Here is an 18006-nt window from a genome sequence, read left to right as displayed (position 1 = left end):
CACCGTCATCTGATCTCGGCGCCGATTGATCGCGGCGTTCACTTCCTATTCAACAGTCACCGCTTTCAGGACTTTCCGGTTCGCTGCGCGGACCTCGAGCTGCAGGGGCAGCTGAAACGACCCGCTTGGCGGCACGAACACAAAGGCATGGTGCCCGTCACCCTTGTTGAGCTTGAGAAGATCATTGCGGAACTGATCGGCGACGACTTCGGCAACGTGGTCGCCGTTGAAGTAGATATCGATCTTCACCCGCTTGTCGGGGTGCTGGTCGTAAAGGGCCCAACCGGCGATCCTGTTTTCGTTGAAGGCGTCGACATGGCCGGTGATCTCGCCCGAGAGGCTCTCGATGCCGGCTTCGATCACATCGAGGTCGCTCCTGTAGATCGATCGCGTCACATCGAAGCTGAAATGCTCGGTATCGACGCATTGCTCCAGCAAGCCCTGCCGATGCTCCTTCATCCGTTCGAGCGTGTCCAGTTCGCCCAACTTGACGTACATGCCAACGATACCTTCGATACCTGGATTCATCGTGCCTTTCCCCGCGATGCTACAAGCCTATCCGCTTTGGGCTGCCGCTTTAAGCTGCCTTCATGACATCCCGATCGTCCTGACCTAAAGTCGGCACGGCCGAACCCGGCCCAACGACAAGGACAGGGAGGACGAACCGATGGAGCAGATTCGCGTCTGCACGCATGAGGGGCCGGGCGCCAAGCCGGTGATCCGCACCGTGCCATGGCCTGATGTCAGCAAAAAGGCGGCTCTAATCAAGGTCGGCGCCTGCGGCGTCTGCGGCACCGACCTGCATATCCTGAAAGGGCACTGGCCGAAGCCGCTGCCATGGCCGTTCACGCTCGGCCATGAGCTCGGCGGCGTGATCGTCGAATGCGGCCCGGAGTTTTCAGAGGATTTCATGAGCAAGCCGCTGCAGGTGGGATCGAAGGTGATGATCCCGCCCTTGATGCCGTGCGGCCGCTGCTATTACTGCATTCACTACCCGCAAAGCGCCAACAAGTGCCTGACGCCGGTGTATTACGGCCGCTACCTCGGCTTCGACAAGCCGCCGCACATGTGGGGCGGCTGGGCCGAATATGTCTATGTCGATCTCGACATGCTGCCCGGCACCAAGATCTACAAATTGCCCAACGACATGTCGCTGCGGCTGGGGGCGCTCTCGGAGCCGTTGACCTCCTGCATCCGCGCCTTCAACCGCGCTACCCGCGCCGGCGGTTTCAGCTGGGGCGACACGGTGGTGATCCAGGGCTCGGGCCCGATCGGCATCCTTGCGGTCGCCGCCGCGCAGGAGATGGGGGCAGGGCGCGTGATCTGCATCGGTGCGCCGGAGACGCCGCGGCTGGCGCTGGCGCGCAAGTTCGGCGCCGAGGCGACCGTCGATATCGAGCAGCTCAAGACGCCGGAGGAGAGGATCAAGGCGGTGCGCGACATCGTCGGCGGTTTCGGCGCCGACCTCGTGATGGATTGCTCGGGCCATCCGACCGCCGGCCCCGAAGGCATCGAGATGCTGCGCGACGGCGGCACCTATGTCGAGATGGGCCAGTTCACCGATGCCGGCTCGATCGATACGTCGTGGCACCGCATCTGCACCAAGGATCTCAACGTGCTCGGCTCCTGGGGCTTCACCGGCAACGACCTGCCGCTCGGCGTCGACATGCTCTACCGCACCCGCAACAAATATCCCTGGCTCGACATGCAGACGATCTATCCGTTCACCGAGGAGGGCGTCGGACAGGCGGTCGCGGACGCGATGGCCATGAAGACGGTGAAGTCGACCATCGTGCCGTGGCCGGAATTGGTGGAGTGAGCCCGGCGAATGCGGTGCTGCAAATCCTGTTGCAGTGCCCCCAACAATAGTGGCGAGGGTGAGGCCGGTATGGCCCTGATATCACTCGCCGGGACGGCGGCCCGGGGCTAACATCGGCGCATGCAATCGAACCGAGTGCCGCCGAGTGCAACGTCTGCGTGGGGAAACGTGTCCGAGGACTTCCCGCTGTTCAGAACGCTCAGCGCGGAGCAGCGGCTGATCGCCGTCGGCGCAATGACCCGACAAGATCTCGTGCGTGGCCAGCTGCTGGTCGAGCAGGGCGGCCCCTCGGACGCATTGTTTCTGGTGCTGCACGGCGCGCTCGCCGTGTACAGGACCGATCATCCTGAACCGATTGCGGAGCTCCGCGCCGGCGAACTGGTCGGCGAGATCGGCTTCTTTGCGAATATCCCGCGTACGGCCAATGTGATCGCGATCCGCGATAGCAGCGTGCTGGTGTTGACGCGTGCGGCCTATGCGACGCTCGTGCAGGAAACGCCTGAGATCGTCGAGGCGCTGCTTGCCGCTCTTGCCCAGCGGTTTGCCATCCAGACCGCGCGCCTGTTGCCCGCCCGGGCGTCGCCGAAGGCACGCACCGTCGCGCTGATCTCCGGCGGACGGGAGCCGGTGCCTGCGGCCTTTGAACAGCGCTTGCGTCAGAGCCTTGCCGCCGCCGGTGCCGAGATCGTCGACCTCGCGCGGGTTCAGGCCATGTTTCCCGGCCGCCCGCTGGACGCATCCGAAGTGGCCGATTGGCTCAACAGGATCGAGTATGACGCGCCGCTGGTGGCCTATTTCGGTGGAGCTGACGCATCGGAGTGGGCGCGAAAAACCATTCGCCAGGCTGACCTCGTCGTATTCGCCTGCCGTGGCCATGCGCCTGCGCCTGATCTGACGGAGATCGAAAGGTTCGCCTGCGGGGTGCATCCGGCGTCAACGCGACGCCTCGTTCGGGTTCATGATATCAGGCGCAACGAGGTCAGCGGCACCGCGGCCTGGCTGATGCGGCTGCCCTGCTTCATGCACCACCATGTCGCGCTCGAGGACATGATCGATATCGACAGCCTGGTCCGCTTTCTCTGCGGGCGCGCCGTCGGATTTGTCGCCGGTGGCGGCGGCAGCCTCGGCACGGCGCATGTCGGAATCTACAAGGCGTTTCGTGAGCGCGGCGTGATGTTCGATATCTTTGTCGGCACCAGCGTCGGTTCGGCGATGGCGGCGGGCTTTGCCAAGAACTACGACGCCGAGCATCTCGAGCGCGGCACGCATGAGATCTTCGTCTCCAGCCGCAGCTTCCGCCGCCCGACCTGGCCGCGCTACGCACTGCTGGACCACAAGGCCTTCGATTCCGCGCTTGCCGATCAGTACGGCCATCACTGCCGGATCGAGGACTGCTGGCGGCCGTTCGCGGCGGTTGCGACCAATCTTTCGACGCACAGCCTCGAATTGATCCGGACCGGCCTGCTCTGGCAGGCGGTGCGCGCATCGAGCGCCATCCCCGGTCTGCTGCCGCCGTTTTACACAAGGGACGGCTTGATGCTGGTCGATGGATGTCTGGTCGACAACGTTCCGCTGGCGCCAATGCATCAGCTGAAGAGCGGCCCGAATCTGGTGGTCCATTTCGGCGACCCGGCCAGTGAAATGTTCGACGTCGACTATGCCAAGCTGCCGGGACGTCTTGAACTGCTTGCGTCCCTGCTGACGCCGTTCCGGAGGAAATCGCTCCCGGCCGCGCCGAGCGCCGTCAACGTATTGTGGCGGAGCCTCGTCGCCCATCAACGCTACGATACATTGCCGACCACGCCGCTCGACATGGTGATGCGCCCGCCAACGCCCGATGGCATCGACGTGACCGATTTCGACCGCCATCAGGAGATCTTCCAATCCTCCTACCATTGGGCCCGCGAGACCATTGCTGCCTCGGAGGCGGCGCAGAACCCGGCTATTGCGGCCATCGTCGCGTCGGCCAAGGCGGCGGATGAGGGTGCGGACAACAGCGCGGACGAGGCGACGGTGACCGCGCCGCTTTCCCATGAGGCCCGCGCCGGCTGAGCCGCTTGCAGGCTTAGGCGATCTCGACCATCGTGCCGGACTGAAATCCGGAGATGACGATGCCTTTCGATTTGATTCTGCGCGGCGGACGTGTGATCGACCCGTCGCAAAAGCTCGATGCCGTGACTGACGTGGCGTTCTCGGGCGGCAAGGTTGCTGCGGTTGGTCAGCGGCTTGTCGCCGATCCTGCGACCCAGGTGCGTGATGTCTCCGGCTTGATCGTGAGCCCAGGGATCATCGACCTGCACACCCATGTCTATTGGGGCGGCACCTCGCTCGGCATCGACGCCGAGGAATTCTGCCGCAACTCCGGCGTCACCACCTCGGTCGATACCGGCAGCGCCGGCCCTGGCAACTTTGCCGGCTTCCGCAAGCATGTGATCCAGCCGAGCGAGGTCCGCATCCTCGCCTATCTGCATGTCTCGCATGCCGGCATTTTCGGCTTCTCGGACCGGGTGATGGTCGGCGAGAGCGAGGAGCTGCGGCTGATGAACCCGGTCGACGCCGCCCGCGTCGCCGATGAGAACCGCGACCTGATCGTCGGCATCAAGGTGCGGGTCGGTCTGTTCGCCTCGGGCACTTCGGGGCTGGTGCCGCTCGAGATCGCGCTGGAGGTTGCGGAACAGGTCGGCATGCCGCTGATGGCGCATATCGACCATCCGCCGCCGAGCTATGAGGAGGTGCTGGCGCGCCTGCGCCCCGGTGACGTGCTGACCCATGCGTTCCGTCCGTTCCCCAACACGCCCGCGACCGCGCAGGGCACGGTGAAGAAGGTAGTGCTGGAGGCGCGCGAGCGCGGCGTGCTGTTCGACATCGGCCATGGCAAGGGCTCGTTCGCCTTCAAGACCGCGCGCGCGATGCTAGCCAACGGCTTTTACCCCGACACCATCTCCTCCGACATCCATCAGCTCTGCATCGACGGCCCGGCGTTCGACCAGGTGACGACGATGTCGAAGTTCCTCTGCATGGGCATGTCGCTGCCGGACGTGATCGCTGCGTCCACGGTCAATGCTGCGATGGCATTGCGGCGTCCGGAGCTCGGCAGCCTCAAGCCCGGCAGCGTCGGCGACGCCACGCTGATCTCGATCAGGGAAGGGCAGTTCGACTATGTCGACGTCGTCGGCGAGCACCTGACGGGCGATCGCAAGATCGCATCCGAAGGCGTGGTGATCGGCGGACGCTGGTGGCATCCGAGATAGGGCGCGTACTCACAAAACCCGTGTCCGCTTTACCTTCATAAAGGCGACATGGAAGGCGGTCTCAATCAATGTCGGCTAAGGGCAAAGAGCGGACATCCTGCACACTTCCCAATCGCTTGAAAGTGCGGTCATATGGCGTCCAGTGACACTTGGACGTTTGACACTTGGCGTTTCGGGGCAAGGGTGTCCGCTTGCAGGGGGGAGAATGCGCGTGAAGGAACTCGCTGGAAAGACCGCCTTCGTCACCGGTGCAGCGTCGGGCATTGGATTGGGGATCGCGACCGCTCTCGCCCAGGCGGGGGCGAAAGTCATGCTTTGCGATATTGAGGAAGCGGCTCTGTCCGCGGCGCTCAAGCAACTGAGGCTCACCAACGTTGATGTCGAGGGAGTGAAAGCGGACGTCTCGCTCAAAGCCGAACTCGTGGCGGCCGCCGAAGCCACGACTGCGCGCTACGGCAAGGTGCATATCCTCGTCAACAACGCGGGCGTCGGCGGCGGTGGGCCCTATGGCACCTGGACCGAGGCGTCGTGGAATTGGACCATGGGCGTCAACCTGATGGCGACCATTTGGGGGATCGAGATTTTCGGGCCGTTGATAGAGCAGCATGGCGAGGGTGGACACATCGTCTCCACAGCCTCGCTCGCTGGCCTTATTTCAGGGGGGAGCACTGCATACAACGTTTCGAAGTATGGCGTAGTCGCGCTGTCCGAGGGCCTGCGGCGTGAACTCGCGCCCCGCGGGATTGGCGTATCGGTGCTGTGTCCCGGGTTCATCCGCACTCAAATCGTGAACTCAGGGCGCAACCTCCCCAAGCGCTTCGAGGGGGCGGTCCGTGCCTTGCCGACTTCGGGCCCACTTGCCGAGCAGATCAATCTGATCCGGGAACGCGTCTCTCAGGGCATCGATCCCATGTATGTCGGTGAACTCGTCCGCGAAGGCGTCGAAAACGACTGGCCATATATCTTCACCGACCTCGAATTTGAGCCGATGATCGAAGCGCGCTTCGCCGCAATCAAGCAAGGCTTTGACCACATCCGCGGGCGCAACCCGAAACGTTGAGCACGCAAGGCACGGTGAAGAAGGTGGTGCTGGAGGCGCGCGAGCGCGGCGTGCTGTTCGACATCGGCCACGGCAAGGGCTCGTTCGCCTTCAAGACCGCGCGTGCGATGCTCGCCGACGGCTTTTACCCCGACACCATCTCCTCCGACATCCACCAGCTCTGCATCGACGGCCCGGCGTTCGACCAGGTGACGACGATGTCGAAGTTCCTCTGCATGGGAATGTCGTTGCCGGACGTGATCGCGGCGTCCACCGTCAATGCCGCGATGGCATTGCGGCGTCCGGAGCTCGGCAGCCTCAAGCCCGGCAGCGTCGGCGACGCCACGCTGATCTCGATCAGGGAAGGGCAGTTCGACTATGTCGACGTCGTCGGCGAGCACCTGACGGGCGATCGCAAGATCGCATCCGAAGGCGTGGTGATCGGCGGACGCTGGTGGCATCCAAGGTAGGACGCCTGTTCAAAGACCCGCGTCCGTTTGCTCTCAAGAAAACAACATCGAAGCCGGTCGCCTGTGAGATACAATCAGACATGGCAACGGCTTTGAGCGAGGTGTCCGCATGATCCTCGGCAACCATGTCAATGGCGGCCATCGGCAGAAATTCCTTTGACCCTCAGTGGCCAAGTTCGGATATTTCGGCTAGTTGAGTATGCGTGGTAACGCAATTGGGACGGGATGTCCCTCCTCGAGAGGACATGGTCATGAGATTGTCGTCAAGGCTTGTCGCGCACTCAGCCGTCGCTTTCTTCTCAACTGTCTTGCTGTGCGGCCCGGCGGCGTCGCAAACCCCAACAGGCTCCGCCAGCCCGCTTCCCGGCATCACGGTCGATGCGCCGAAGGAGGCAGCAAGGCCAAACAGGCCGAAGCAGACGGCAAACACAGGGGCATCTCGCCGGACGTCGTCAACCGGTCGAACGCCATCCGCTCAAACGTCATCGTCAACTGCTCGAACGCCATCACCTGCACCAGATTCAATATTGGGGAGGATTGCCAGGCTGGAGAAAGTCGCCAGCAATTGCAACGGTGGTTGTGAATCAAGCCTCCCACACGGCAAAGACCCTTGGGTTGGATGTAGCGAGTCGGCGGGCGGACAAGTACATGGGCCTTTCTCGTCAACGTGCAGAGACAACCTCACCTACAAATCTTACGTAGACTGCGTCGAGACCAAAGTGTTCTTGGGCGACTACCGAAATAGAGCCTACTGGGTTTGCAGCAGCCTGGACGCCGCCGGAAAGTTTCGAGTCGCCGAACTCAAGCGACCAAGACATTCGCGCTAAAGCATGATCTGGAAAGGTGCGAAGCGGCTTTCCCTCGCGACAAACGCGAAACGCGTTTGCGCGGAGATCATGCTTAAACAATGAGCCAAAGCGCGGTGACGATTCAACCCAATCTCATCGCGCTTTAAGACGTCTTCGAGCGGAGTTTGTCAGCCAACTCGACGAGGAGTGCCCTTGATGTCGCCAATGGGATGGGAGGCACTCGGGCAGTGGGGTGAAGACGCAGCTCGCATCGAGCCGCTCGCCGGCGGCGTCGCCAACGACGTGTGGAGCGTGCGCGTCCGAGGGCACCTCGCGGTCGGTCGTCTCGGTGCGAGGAGCGACGCTGATCTCGGGTGGGAGACCGAGCTTCTCCGACACCTCGACCGTGAAGGTCTGACCGTGCCGGTGCCGATCCCGACGACAGACGGCCGGCTGTTCGCGGACGGTCTGGTGGTGATGACATACGTGGAGGGCGGACCGCCAGAGACGGAGGCCGACTGGCGTCGCGTGGCCGACATTCTCCGCCGGCTGCATCGGTTGACGGCGGGGTGGCCGCAGCGTCCGGGCTGGCGATCGTCGACCGACCTCCTGCACACCGAGACCGGGACGAAGATCGACCTCGGCGCAATGCCGCCTGAGGGCGTTGCTCGATGCCGAGCCGCGTGGGCGCGGCTCGTCGGACGTCAGACCTGCGTCGTCCACGGCGACCCCAACCCGCGCAACATCCGCATGACCGCAGATCGGGTCGCGCTGATCGACTGGGACGAGTCGCATGTTGACGTCCCCGATCTCGACCTGGTGCTGCCCCACAACGCCGCCGGTCTCGATGGCGGCGCGCACGACATCGCCGCGCAAGCATCGGCCGCATGGGAAGCCGCCGTCTGCTGGGACGACGCGTACTCAATCAAGCGGCTTGCCCAAGTTCGAGCGGTCTGAACAGCGGCAGCGGCTCGACGACCGCTATGTCGAGCGATTCTTCAACAGGATCAAACAATGCCGTCGGGTGGCGACGCGTTGCGATAGGCTTGCCGCCAACTATCCAGCCTTCGTTCAACTCGCATCAATCAGGCTATGGCTGCGCCTCAATGAGTCCGCGCCCTAGTCGGCGACGATCGGCCCGAACGGCTCCCATCGTTCGCCGCTGAAGCGCATCATCCGGAACTCCTTGATCACGCGATAGTCGGTGCGGCTGGTGTTGATGGCAAGACCCGGCAGCAGCAGATCGAGCTTCACATTCTTCAGGCTGGCGGCCTGGCGCATGATGTTGTCGCGCGAGACATCGTCGCCGCATTGCTGCAGCACATGCACCAGCAGCTCGGCGGCGCTATAGCCGTAGACCGTGAACAGGCTCTTCCTGTCGCCGTCCGGATAATAGGAGTCCATAAACGCGCGCCATTTCTTCATGCCCGCATCGTCAGCCCAGGTCGGGTCGGCGGCCTCCTTGAACGAGCTCGCCGAGATCAGCCCTTTGGCATTCTCTGTTCCCGCCGGCACCAGCACCGCGTCGATCGAGGACGAGCCGACGCCGAGCAAATGCAGCGGTTGCCAGCCGAGCTCGGCCGCTTTGCGGATGGCCTGGGCGGCGAATTTCGGCGCGGCCATGTCGATCAGCACGTCGACCGCTGCCGCCTTGAGCCGGACCACCTGCGAGTCGATGGTCGGGTCCGTCGCATCATACGGGGCTTCGGACGCAAGCATGTCCGGCGCCCGCGCGCCGAGCGCGTCCTTGAGCCCCGCGAGATATTCCTTGCCGCTCTCGTCATTTTGGTAGAGCAGGCCGATCCTGGCGTTCGGATAATTGTCGAGAATGAACCGCGCATAGACGCGGATCTCGGTCCGCAGGTTCGGCGCGAATCCCATGGTCCAGGGAAAGCCGACCGGATCCTCGAGCCGCGTGGCGCGCCCACCCGCGAACAGCTGGGGGACATGGCGGTCGTTGAGATACTTCTGCACCGCGATGTTTGAGGCGTTACCGACGCCCTGGAACGTGAACAGGACCTCGTCGCGCTCGACCAGTTTGCGAACCTGCTCGACCGTCTTGGCCGGCGTTGCCGCATCGTCATAGGAGATCAGGTTGATCCGGCGGCCGTTGATGCCGCCGCCGTCGTTGATCATCCGGAAGTAGGCGGCCTGCACCTTGCCGATGACGGACAAGGCCGACACCGGGCCGCTATAGGGCATCGTCTGTCCGACCTTGATCTCGACATCGCTGGCGCCGGGATCATATTTGCGGCCTTCGGCGCAGAGGTCGGCCGCAGCGAACAGACTGAGGCTGATGATTGCGGCTCCGGCTGCCGGTTTGTACCAGCTCTTACGCATCACGCGGCTCCACGGCCGTCGATGTTGTCGACGGGACGTCCCGCGCATCGGCTTGTGGCAGGAGTGGTACGACCGTTGACCAGGCGCCGGCTCTCGGCTGCCTGCTGCCGCGCAAGCATTCCCTCGTGGTAGAATCTGCGTGCTTCCATGCCGGTTCTCGCGACGCGCCGGTTCAGCAAACGGACTCCATAGCATTGGCGCGCGCATGCGGTCTCGCAATGTGATCAGGCGTTTTGCCCGAAGCGGCGCGGAAATATTCCCGGCTGACCAGGTGCTGCGAATGGTGCGCAATCGCAGCAAGTTGATCGCGCCAATCGATGTCACGCGACTCGATCGGCGGTTCATCCTGTCATCAAAAAAAGATTGGCCGAGAGAACAATATTCACCGCCTTGCGCGGACAAGGCCGCGCACCACATCTCCGCACCGCAATTCTTGGGTGCAGATTTGGGCTCCCAAACCGCCCAGTTGCGAATTGTGGAGATGGACTATGGACTTCCTCGGTTTTCTTAATGGTTCAGGTTTAACCCAGCCTGCCATTTGGATAGCCGCAGCGGTCGCATGTGTGATCCTGCTGCGCGTATCAAACGTGTTTCGCTACATTCCCAACAATCAGGTCGGAATCGTCGAAAAGTTGTGGTCGCTGAAGGGCTCGATCGATGACGGCTTCATCGCACTGAACGGCGAGGCCGGCTACGAGCCTGAAGTGCTGCGCGGCGGCCTGCATTGCTGTTTCCCTTCATGTACCGGATTCACCGCTCGGATCTCGTGACCGTCGGCCAGGGCAAGATCGCCTATGTGTTCGCGCGCGACGGCGCGGCGCTGGAGTCGTCGCAGGTGCTCGGTGCCAACGATACCGAGGAGAAGTCGGACTTCCAGGACGCGCGCCGCTTCCTGCTTGGTGGCGGCCAGAAGGGCCCGCAGCGCAAGGTGCTGCGCGAGGGCACCTATGCGATCAACACCACGCAGTTCGCTGTTATCACCGACGAGCGCGTCTATGGTCATGCGCTGAGCGAGCGTGAACGCGGCGTGCTCGAGGGTATGCAGCTCACGATCACCGAGCGTTGGGGCTTTGCGCCTGTCGTGCTGGCGGCCGATCACGATCTGGTCGGCATCGTCACCGTGCATGACGGCCCGTCGCTGCCTCCGGGCGAGATCATCGCGCCCGAGGTCGGCACCGTTCTGCGCGACGGTGAGACGTTCCACAACAACTTCCAGGAGCCCGAGAAATTCCTGAGCGGCGGCGGCTATCGCGGCCGGCAGCTGCAGGTCATCGTCGAGGGCACCTGGTACATCAACCGCCTGTTCGCGACCGTCGAGGCGGTGCCGAAGACGGTGATCCCGGTCGGCAATGTCGGCGTCGTGATCTTCTACACCGGCCCACGCACCGACGACGTCTCGGGCGAGCAGTATCGCCACGGCGAGCTGGTGCTCAATGGCGGCCGCGGCGTCTGGAAGGACCCGTTGCTGCCCGGCAAGTACGCCTTCAACACCTATGCCGGCAAGATCGAGATCATCCCGACCGTCAACTTCATCCTGAAATGGGTGCGCGGTGAGGTCGGCTCGATGAAGCTCGACGAGAACCTGTCGGAGATCTCGCTGATCACCAAGGACGCGTTCGAGCCGACGCTGCCGCTCTCGGTGGTGATGCATATCGACTACAAGAAGGCGCCGATGATCATCCAGCGCTTCGGCGACGTGAAGAAGCTGGTCGAGCAGACGCTCGACCCGATGGTCAGCGCGTTCTTCAAGAACATCGCGCAGAAGATGACGCTGATCGAACTCTTGCAGAACCGCGCCGCGATCCAGGAGGAATCGGCGCGGGTGATGAAGGCGAAGTTCGAGGGCTATTCGCTCGACCTCCAGGAGGTCCTGATCGGCACGCCGCGGGCTGCGACCGGCGACCACACCATCGAGAATATCCTGATCCAGCTCCGCTCGCGCCAGATCGCGCGCGAGCAGATCGAGACCTATCAGGAGCAGGAGAAGGCCGCGGTGCAGGAGCGCGCGCTCAACGAGGCCAAGGCGACGGCGGCGGCGCAGTCGGCGCTCACGCAGTCGCTGATCCAGGTCAAGGTCAACGAGAACGAGGGCGCGGCGGCGCTCGCCCGCGCGCAGAAGGATGCTGAAACGAGGAAGGTCACGGCGGCCGCGGTCGGCGAGCAGTCGCGGCTCGAAGGCCAGGGCGAGGCTGACCGGGTGCTCGCGGTCGGCACCGCCAACGCGCAGGCGACCAAGCTGTCGGTCGATGCCTATGGCGGGCCGGAGTACCGGCTGGCCGAGCAGAACTTCGCGAAGTTTGCGGACGCGCTGACCCGGATCAACCAGCCGCTGGTGCCGCAATTCCTGATGTCGGGCGGTGCCGCGCAGGAGAACAGCAATGCGGGGTTGATCCCGACCGCGATGCTGAGCTCGATGTTCGGACAGATGATGCCCGGCGCGCTGGAGAGGCTGAAGGACGAGGCGCCAAAGGCCGCGCGCCGGATCAACGGCCAGTAGGGCGGCGGCAGTACGGCGAACGATAGCCGCGAAGGAAGTGCGCTCCCTCTCCCGCTTGCGGGGGAGGGCCGGGGTGGGGGTCTCTCCACGAGTCCTATCGAGGAGAGAGCCCCCACCCGGATCGCATCTGCGATGCGATCCGGCCTCCCCCGCGAGCGGGAGAGGCGAAGCGAGTCTGCGGGCAGACCGATCCTATTCGGTCTTGTCGACGTTCCAGAACACCGGTGGCGCGGGGCCGTCCAGCACGCCGCTCAGCGATTTGCGCCAGGCGCTCGGCATCCGGAACTGGCCGAGCGGGATATAGATCACCTGCTTATAGGCCTCCGTCTGGATGTCGACTGCGAGCTGCTTCTGCGCGTCGGGGGCGGTCGCGCGCGCAAAGGCGTCGCGCATCTGCTCGATCTTGGCGTTCTCCGGCCAGCCGAACCAGGCACGCTTGCCGTTCGCGGCGATCTGGTTGTTGACGATCGGGTTCATCGTTTCGGTGGCGCCCGTGAAGGTGAAGAACATGTTCCAGCCGCCTTCCTTCGGCGGCTTCTGGCTGGCGCGCCGGCTGACCACGGTCTGCCAGTCCGTCACCTGCGCGTCGACATTGAAGCCGGCCGCGCGCAACAGCTGCGCCGCGACGGTCGGCGGTCCCTTCAACGTCTGCACGTCGCCGGGGATCATGATCACGACCGGCGTGCCGTCATAGCCCGAGGCGGCCAGCGCCTTTTTGGCCTCGGCCATGCCGTTGCCCTTGATCAGCGTCTCCGCGCCGGCGTCGCTGGCGAGCGGCGTGTCGCAGGCGAAAAAGGCGCCGCAGATCTCGTAATATTTGGAATTGCCGACGGTGGCGTCGAGCACGTCCTTCTGGTTCATCGCCAGGAACGCGGCGCGGCGGATCTTGGGGTTGTCGAACGGCGGGTGCAGGAAATTCATCCGGCCTTCGATCTGGAAGCCGAACTTGTTCAGCACGGCCACGGTCAGATCGGGATTGGTCTCGAGCACCGGCACCATGTCGATCGAGGGCTGCTCCAGGAAATCGATGTCGCCGGATTGCAGCGCGTTGATCGCGGTCTGTGCGTCGGGCATCGTGATCCATTCGATGCGATCGACCTTCGCCACCTTGCCGCCGGAGGTCCATTCCGGCTTCTCCTTGCGCGGCACGTAATCGGCGTTGCGCTCATAGACCGCCTTGACGCCCGGCTGGAATTCGGCGGTCAAGAACTTGAACGGGCCGGAGCCGATCTGTTCGGCGATCTGCTTGCCGGGTGGCGTCTCCGCAAGCCGCTTCGGCATCATGAAGGCGACATAGGAGGAGGGCTTTGCGATGCTCTCCAGCACCAGGCCATAGGGCTCCTTCAGCTTGAGCACGATCGTCCTGGGCCCGGCGGCCTCGAGCGACGCCGTGAAGTCCATCAGCTTCTGTCCCGTGCCGTCATTGGTGGCCCAGCGCTTCAGCGAGGCGATGCAGTCTTCCGCCGTGACAGGCGCGCCGTCGTGCCATTTCAGTCCGTCGCGCAAGGTGAAGGTGTAGGTGAGCTTGTCCTCGGAGATCGTCCACTCCGCCATCTGCGGCCGGACCTTGAAGCTCGCATCGATGCCGAGCAGCGTGTCGTAGACCATGTAGCCATGGTCGCGGGTGATGTAGGCGGTGGTGAAGCCGGGATCGATGATGCGCAAATCCGAATGCATCACCGCGGTGATGGTCTTGCCCTTGGCCGCGGCGATCGCGCGCGATGGGAGGATAGCCGGGACCGCGATCGCCGGCGGCACGCTGGCCGCGAGCTTGAGGAGCGTTCTGCGCGAAACATCGACCATTCGCCGTCTCCCGATTTGTCGTTGCGCCGGCACGCATGCCGCAGCGATCGGCATGCTTCACCAATCCGCTGCCCAGCGCAAGCAAGCCTCATGCCGCCGGTCGGACGCGCACAAGCCGGGCCCCGGCGCCGGATTCGCCCGGGCTCTGGACGTGAACGTTCCATGACCGCCGCCGTGGCGCGGGCTGCGCCGTGGCCGCGCAAGCGCGCATCCTGCATAGGAGCCTGCGCTTTCCACCGCACCTCGACGGCTGTTCGGAGCGTGCTCGGCCGTGTAGGCTTGCGATCTGCAAGCCGTCAATAAGGCCGCCAGCAATAAGGCCATATCCCGCCAATTTATGGGAACAAGCAGCCGAGGGAGTCCAGAAAAGCCACATGACCGATATCCGATACGTAGCACCGCGCTCGCTTGATGAAGCGATTGGCGCATTCGCTGCCGCCGGAAGTGCCGCCCGCATTATGGCAGGGGGTACCGATTTGTTGGTGCAAATGCGCGCCGGCCTGGTGCGGCCGGGATTGATCGTCGACATCAAGAAGATCGGCGAGATGACCGAGATTACCGAAACCGCCGACGGCGGTTTCCGCGTGGGTGCTGCCGTCTCCGGCATGGAGCTCGCCGAGCACGCACGCTTCGGCAAGGTCTGGCCCGGCGTGCTCGAGGCCGTGAACCTGATCGGCTCCAAGCAGGTTCAGGGCCGCGCATCCGCCGGCGGCAATCTCTGCAACGGCTCGCCGGCCGGCGACAGCGTGCCGGCGATGATCGCGGCCGGCGCCGTCGTCACGGTGCAGGGCCCGAACGGCCGCCGCGAGCTCAAGGTCGAGGATGTGCCGGCCGGGCCGGGACGGACCAACCTCAAGCCGGGCGAGATCCTCGTCAGCTTCACCTTGCCGCCGCGGCCCAAAGGCTCGAGCGACGCTTACTTGCGGATGATCCCGCGCACCGAGATGGACATCGCCGTGGTCGGCATCGGCGTCAGCCTGACCTTGAAGGACGGCGTCTGCACCGCGGCCCGCGTTGGGCTCGGCGCAGTGGCACCGACCGTGCTGCTGGTCGCGCCGGCTGCGCAGGCGCTTGTTGGCTCGAAACTCGACGCTACAGCGCTGGAGGCCGCCGCCGCTGCATGCCGCGCCGCCTGCCGTCCGATCGACGACAAGCGCGGCACCATCGCCTACCGCATCAAAACCGCGGGCGTGCTGCTCAAGCGCACGGCCGCGATCGCCGCCCAGCGCGCCGGAGGACACTAGCACCATGGCGAAACTGCACGTCACCACCTCAGTCAACGGCGAGCCGGTCGAATTCCTGTGCGAGCCCTATGAGACCATGCTCGACGCGTTACGCGGGCAATTGGCGCTCACCGGCTCCAAGGAGGGCTGCGCCTCCGGCGATTGCGGCGCCTGCTCGATCACGCTCGACGGCCGCCTGGTCTGCTCCTGCCTGATGCTCGCGGCCGAGGCCGAGGGCCATGAGATCAGGACCATCGAGGGCATGGCCAAGGGCGGCGAGCTGCATCCCCTGCAGCAGAAATTCCTCGAGCATGCTGCGCTCCAGTGCGGCATCTGCACCTCGGGGATGCTGGTCGCCTCCGAGGCGCTGCTCGCCAAAAATTCCAACCCGACCGAAGAGGAAGTCCGCTTCTGGCTCGCCGGCAATCTCTGCCGGTGCACCGGTTACGACAAGATCGTCCGCGCGGTGATGGAGACCGCGGCTGAAATGCGGGAGACTGCTCGATGAACGTCGTCAACAACAAATGGATCGGCCAGCGCACCATCAGGCCCGATGGCGTCGACAAGGTGACGGGCCGCGCGGCGTTTGCCGCCGATACCACCATGCCCGGCATGATCTGGGGCAAGGTGTTGCGCAGCCCGCATCCGCATGCCCGGATCAGGTCGATCAACACCGCCAAGGCGGAGCGGCTACCCGGCGTCAAGGCGGTCGTCACGTCGCGCGACATCGTCGACTTCACGATCGAGAAGGGCGCCGTGATGCTCGGCATCCAGGACATGCGCTGGATGTGTCGTAACGTGATGGCGCGCGACAAGGCGCTGTTCCCTGGTCACCCCGTCGCCGCCGTCGCCGCGACCACGGAAGCGATCGCGGCGGAGGCCTGCAAGCTGATCGAGGTCGACTACGAGGTGTTGCCCTGGGCGATCGAGATCGACGACGCGCTGAAGGCTGACGCGCCGATCCTGCACGAGTTCAACAAATTCGACGGCAAGCCCTCGAACATCATGGGCCGGATCGAATCCAAGAAGGGCGACATCGCGCAAGGCTTCAAGGACGCCGATGTCGTGATCGAGCGCTCCTTCACCACGCGCCCGGTGCACCAGGGCTATATCGAGCCGCATGCCTGTCTGGTCTCGGTCGCCGCCGACGGCAAGACCACGATCTGGTCGTCGAGCCAGGGCCAGTTCATGGTGCGGGCGATGACCTCGATGCTGACCGGCATCCCGCAGAACGACATCCGCGCCATCCCCGCCGAGATCGGCGGCGGTTTTGGCGGCAAGACCATCGTCTATCTCGAGCCGCTCGCGACCTTGCTCGCCAGGAAATCCGGCCGTCCGGTCAAGATGGTGATGACGCGCGAGGAGGTGATGCGGGCCACCGGGCCGACCTCGGGCTCCAAGAGCACGGTGAAGATCGGGGCGAAGAAGGACGGCACCATCGTTGCCGCCCACGGCACCTTCTATCTGCAGGCCGGCGCGTTTCCGGGTTCGCCGATCCGCGGCGCGGTCGGTTGCAGCTTTGCGCCCTACGACATTCCGCATGTGCTGTCGGAAGGGTTTGACGTCTGCTCCAACCGCTCCAAGGTCGCGGCCTATCGCGCGCCCGGCGCGCCGATCGGCGCCTATGCGGTGGAATGCGTGTTCGACGAGCTCGCAGATAGCCTCAAGATGGACCCGCTGGAGTTGCGGCTGAAGAACGCAGCCAAGGAAGGCACCAAGGCGGCGCACGGCCCGGTGTTTCCGCGCATCGGCTATATCGAGACGCTGGAAGCCGCCAGGAACCATCCGCATTACGCCGCGCCGCTCGGCAAATATCAGGGCAGGGGCGTCGCCTCCGGCTTCTGGTTCAACGCCGGCGGTGAGTCCTCCGCCCAGGTCAACATCACCGAGGACGGCAACGTCGTCGTCACGACAGGGCATCCCGATATCGGCGGCTCGCGCGCCGGCATCGCCAACATCTGCGCCGAGCTGCTCGGCATCGACTACAAGCGCATCTCCGTCATCATCGGCGACACCCAGACGGTCGGCTTCTCCAACCTCACCGGCGGCAGCCGCGTGCTGTTCGCCTCCGCAATGGTGGTGACGCAGGCGGCCGACAAGGTGATCGCGACCTTGCGCGAGCGCGCGGCAAAGATCTGGGAGATCGATCCTGAAGCCGTGAAGTGGGAGAACGGCGCCGCGCATCCGGTGAGCCCGAATGCCGGCCAGTTCGAGCCGTTGACGCTCGCCGACCTAGCCGAGAAGGCGCCGTCGCAGGGCGGCCCGATCGGCGCCAGCGTGCAGCTCAACACCCAGGGCGCGGAGGGCGGCTTCGGCACGCATATTTGCGACGTCGAGGTCGATGTCGATCTCGGCATCGTCAGGGTTGTCAGATACACCGCGGTGCAGGATGTCGGCCGCGCCGTGCATCCGAGCTATGTCGAGGGCCAGCTGCAGGGCGGGGTCGCGCAGGGCATCGGCTGGGCGCTGAACGAGGAGTACATCTACAACAAGGACGGCAAGGTCGATAACCCGGGCTTCCTCGATTATCGCATGCCGGTCTGTTCCGACCTGCCGATGCTCGATTGCGCGCTAGTCGAGGTGCCGAACCCGAAGCATCCGCAGGGCGTCAAGGGCGTCGGCGAGGTGCCGCTGGTGCCTGTCATGGCCGCGGTCGCCAACGCCGTGCACAACGCGCTGGGCAAACGCTTCTACAGCCTGCCGATGTCGCCGCCAAAGGTCTCGGCGGCGCTCGATGCGCCGACGCAGCAGGCCGCGGAGTAGGGAGCGTAGGGCG

At 64.4% G+C, this 18006-nt stretch carries 11 protein-coding genes and 3 pseudogenes; 11 read left to right on the top strand and 3 right to left on the bottom strand.

Going from position 1 to position 18006, the window contains the following annotated elements:
• Positions 1-45: 45 nt before the first annotated feature.
• Positions 46-528 (bottom strand): hypothetical protein, encoded by a 483-nt coding sequence (locus WDM24_RS26315; RefSeq protein ID WP_338690351.1) that lies wholly within the window; start codon positions 526-528, stop codon positions 46-48.
• Between the two features lie 139 nt (positions 529-667).
• Between WDM24_RS26315 and WDM24_RS26310 the strand changes: the two genes are divergently transcribed.
• The 7 genes and pseudogenes from WDM24_RS26310 to WDM24_RS26280 all read left to right on the top strand — a co-directional run.
• Positions 668-1819 (top strand): zinc-binding dehydrogenase, encoded by a 1152-nt coding sequence (locus WDM24_RS26310; RefSeq protein ID WP_338690349.1) that lies wholly within the window; start codon positions 668-670, stop codon positions 1817-1819.
• Between the two features lie 168 nt (positions 1820-1987).
• Positions 1988-3871, top strand: coding sequence for a cyclic nucleotide-binding and patatin-like phospholipase domain-containing protein (locus WDM24_RS26305; RefSeq protein ID WP_338827714.1), 1884 nt, complete (start codon positions 1988-1990; stop codon positions 3869-3871).
• 59 nt (positions 3872-3930) lie between these two features.
• Complete coding sequence (locus tag WDM24_RS26300) at positions 3931-5070, top strand: amidohydrolase/deacetylase family metallohydrolase (protein ID WP_338827713.1); 1140 nt, start codon at positions 3931-3933, stop codon at positions 5068-5070.
• A gap of 211 nt (positions 5071-5281) precedes the next feature.
• Positions 5282-6130: an SDR family NAD(P)-dependent oxidoreductase gene (locus WDM24_RS26295; RefSeq protein ID WP_338690341.1), complete on the top strand. Its 849-nt coding sequence runs from the start codon at positions 5282-5284 to the stop codon at positions 6128-6130.
• Positions 6124-6579: pseudogene (locus WDM24_RS26290) on the top strand (amidohydrolase family protein); the annotation flags it as partial. The gene WDM24_RS26295 and the pseudogene WDM24_RS26290, both read left to right, overlap by 7 nt.
• A gap of 1013 nt (positions 6580-7592) precedes the next feature.
• Entirely contained in the window at positions 7593-8324 is a 732-nt protein-coding gene (locus WDM24_RS26285; protein ID WP_166297698.1) for a phosphotransferase enzyme family protein, read from the top strand.
• 28 nt (positions 8325-8352) lie between these two features.
• Positions 8353-8490 (top strand): annotated as a pseudogene (locus WDM24_RS26280) (IS5/IS1182 family transposase); the annotation flags it as partial.
• Here WDM24_RS26280 and WDM24_RS26275 read toward each other — a convergent pair.
• Entirely contained in the window at positions 8487-9707 is a 1221-nt protein-coding gene (locus WDM24_RS26275; RefSeq protein WP_338827711.1) for an ABC transporter substrate-binding protein, read from the bottom strand. The pseudogene WDM24_RS26280 and the gene WDM24_RS26275 sit on opposite strands and share 4 nt — an antisense overlap.
• Before the next feature lie 488 nt (positions 9708-10195).
• Between WDM24_RS26275 and WDM24_RS26270 the strand changes: the two are divergent.
• A pseudogene (locus tag WDM24_RS26270) lies at positions 10196-12204 on the top strand (SPFH domain-containing protein).
• 192 nt (positions 12205-12396) lie between these two features.
• On the opposite strand, the gene WDM24_RS26265 reads toward WDM24_RS26270, so the two are convergent.
• The gene (locus WDM24_RS26265) at positions 12397-14007 is read right to left on the bottom strand and encodes an ABC transporter substrate-binding protein (protein ID WP_338827709.1); all 1611 of its coding nucleotides are present in this window, start codon (positions 14005-14007) and stop codon (positions 12397-12399) included.
• A gap of 383 nt (positions 14008-14390) precedes the next feature.
• On the opposite strand from WDM24_RS26265, the gene WDM24_RS26260 reads away from it, so the two are divergent.
• From WDM24_RS26260 to WDM24_RS26250, 3 genes are read left to right on the top strand one after another with little or no spacing between them, the layout of a single operon-like run.
• Positions 14391-15251 carry an FAD binding domain-containing protein gene (locus tag WDM24_RS26260; RefSeq protein ID WP_166307041.1) on the top strand — a complete coding sequence of 287 codons (861 nt, stop codon included), beginning with the start codon at positions 14391-14393 and terminating at the stop codon, positions 15249-15251.
• Between the two features lie 4 nt (positions 15252-15255).
• Positions 15256-15738 carry a (2Fe-2S)-binding protein gene (locus WDM24_RS26255; RefSeq protein ID WP_338827707.1) on the top strand — a complete coding sequence of 161 codons (483 nt, stop codon included), beginning with the start codon at positions 15256-15258 and terminating at the stop codon, positions 15736-15738.
• On the top strand, positions 15735-17993 hold the full coding sequence (locus WDM24_RS26250; RefSeq protein WP_338827706.1) for a xanthine dehydrogenase family protein molybdopterin-binding subunit: 2259 nt from the start codon (positions 15735-15737) through the stop codon (positions 17991-17993). Before WDM24_RS26255 ends, WDM24_RS26250 begins: the two co-directional genes overlap by 4 nt.
• Positions 17994-18006: the final 13 nt, after the last annotated feature.

Origin of the sequence: Bradyrhizobium sp. 27S5 (genome assembly GCF_037217225.1) — a bacterium.
In the GTDB taxonomy this organism is placed as follows: Bacteria; Pseudomonadota; Alphaproteobacteria; order Rhizobiales; family Xanthobacteraceae; genus Bradyrhizobium; species Bradyrhizobium septentrionale.
The sequence above is the reverse complement of the archived record's forward strand: the minus strand, read 5'-3'. Positions and strand labels throughout refer to the sequence as shown.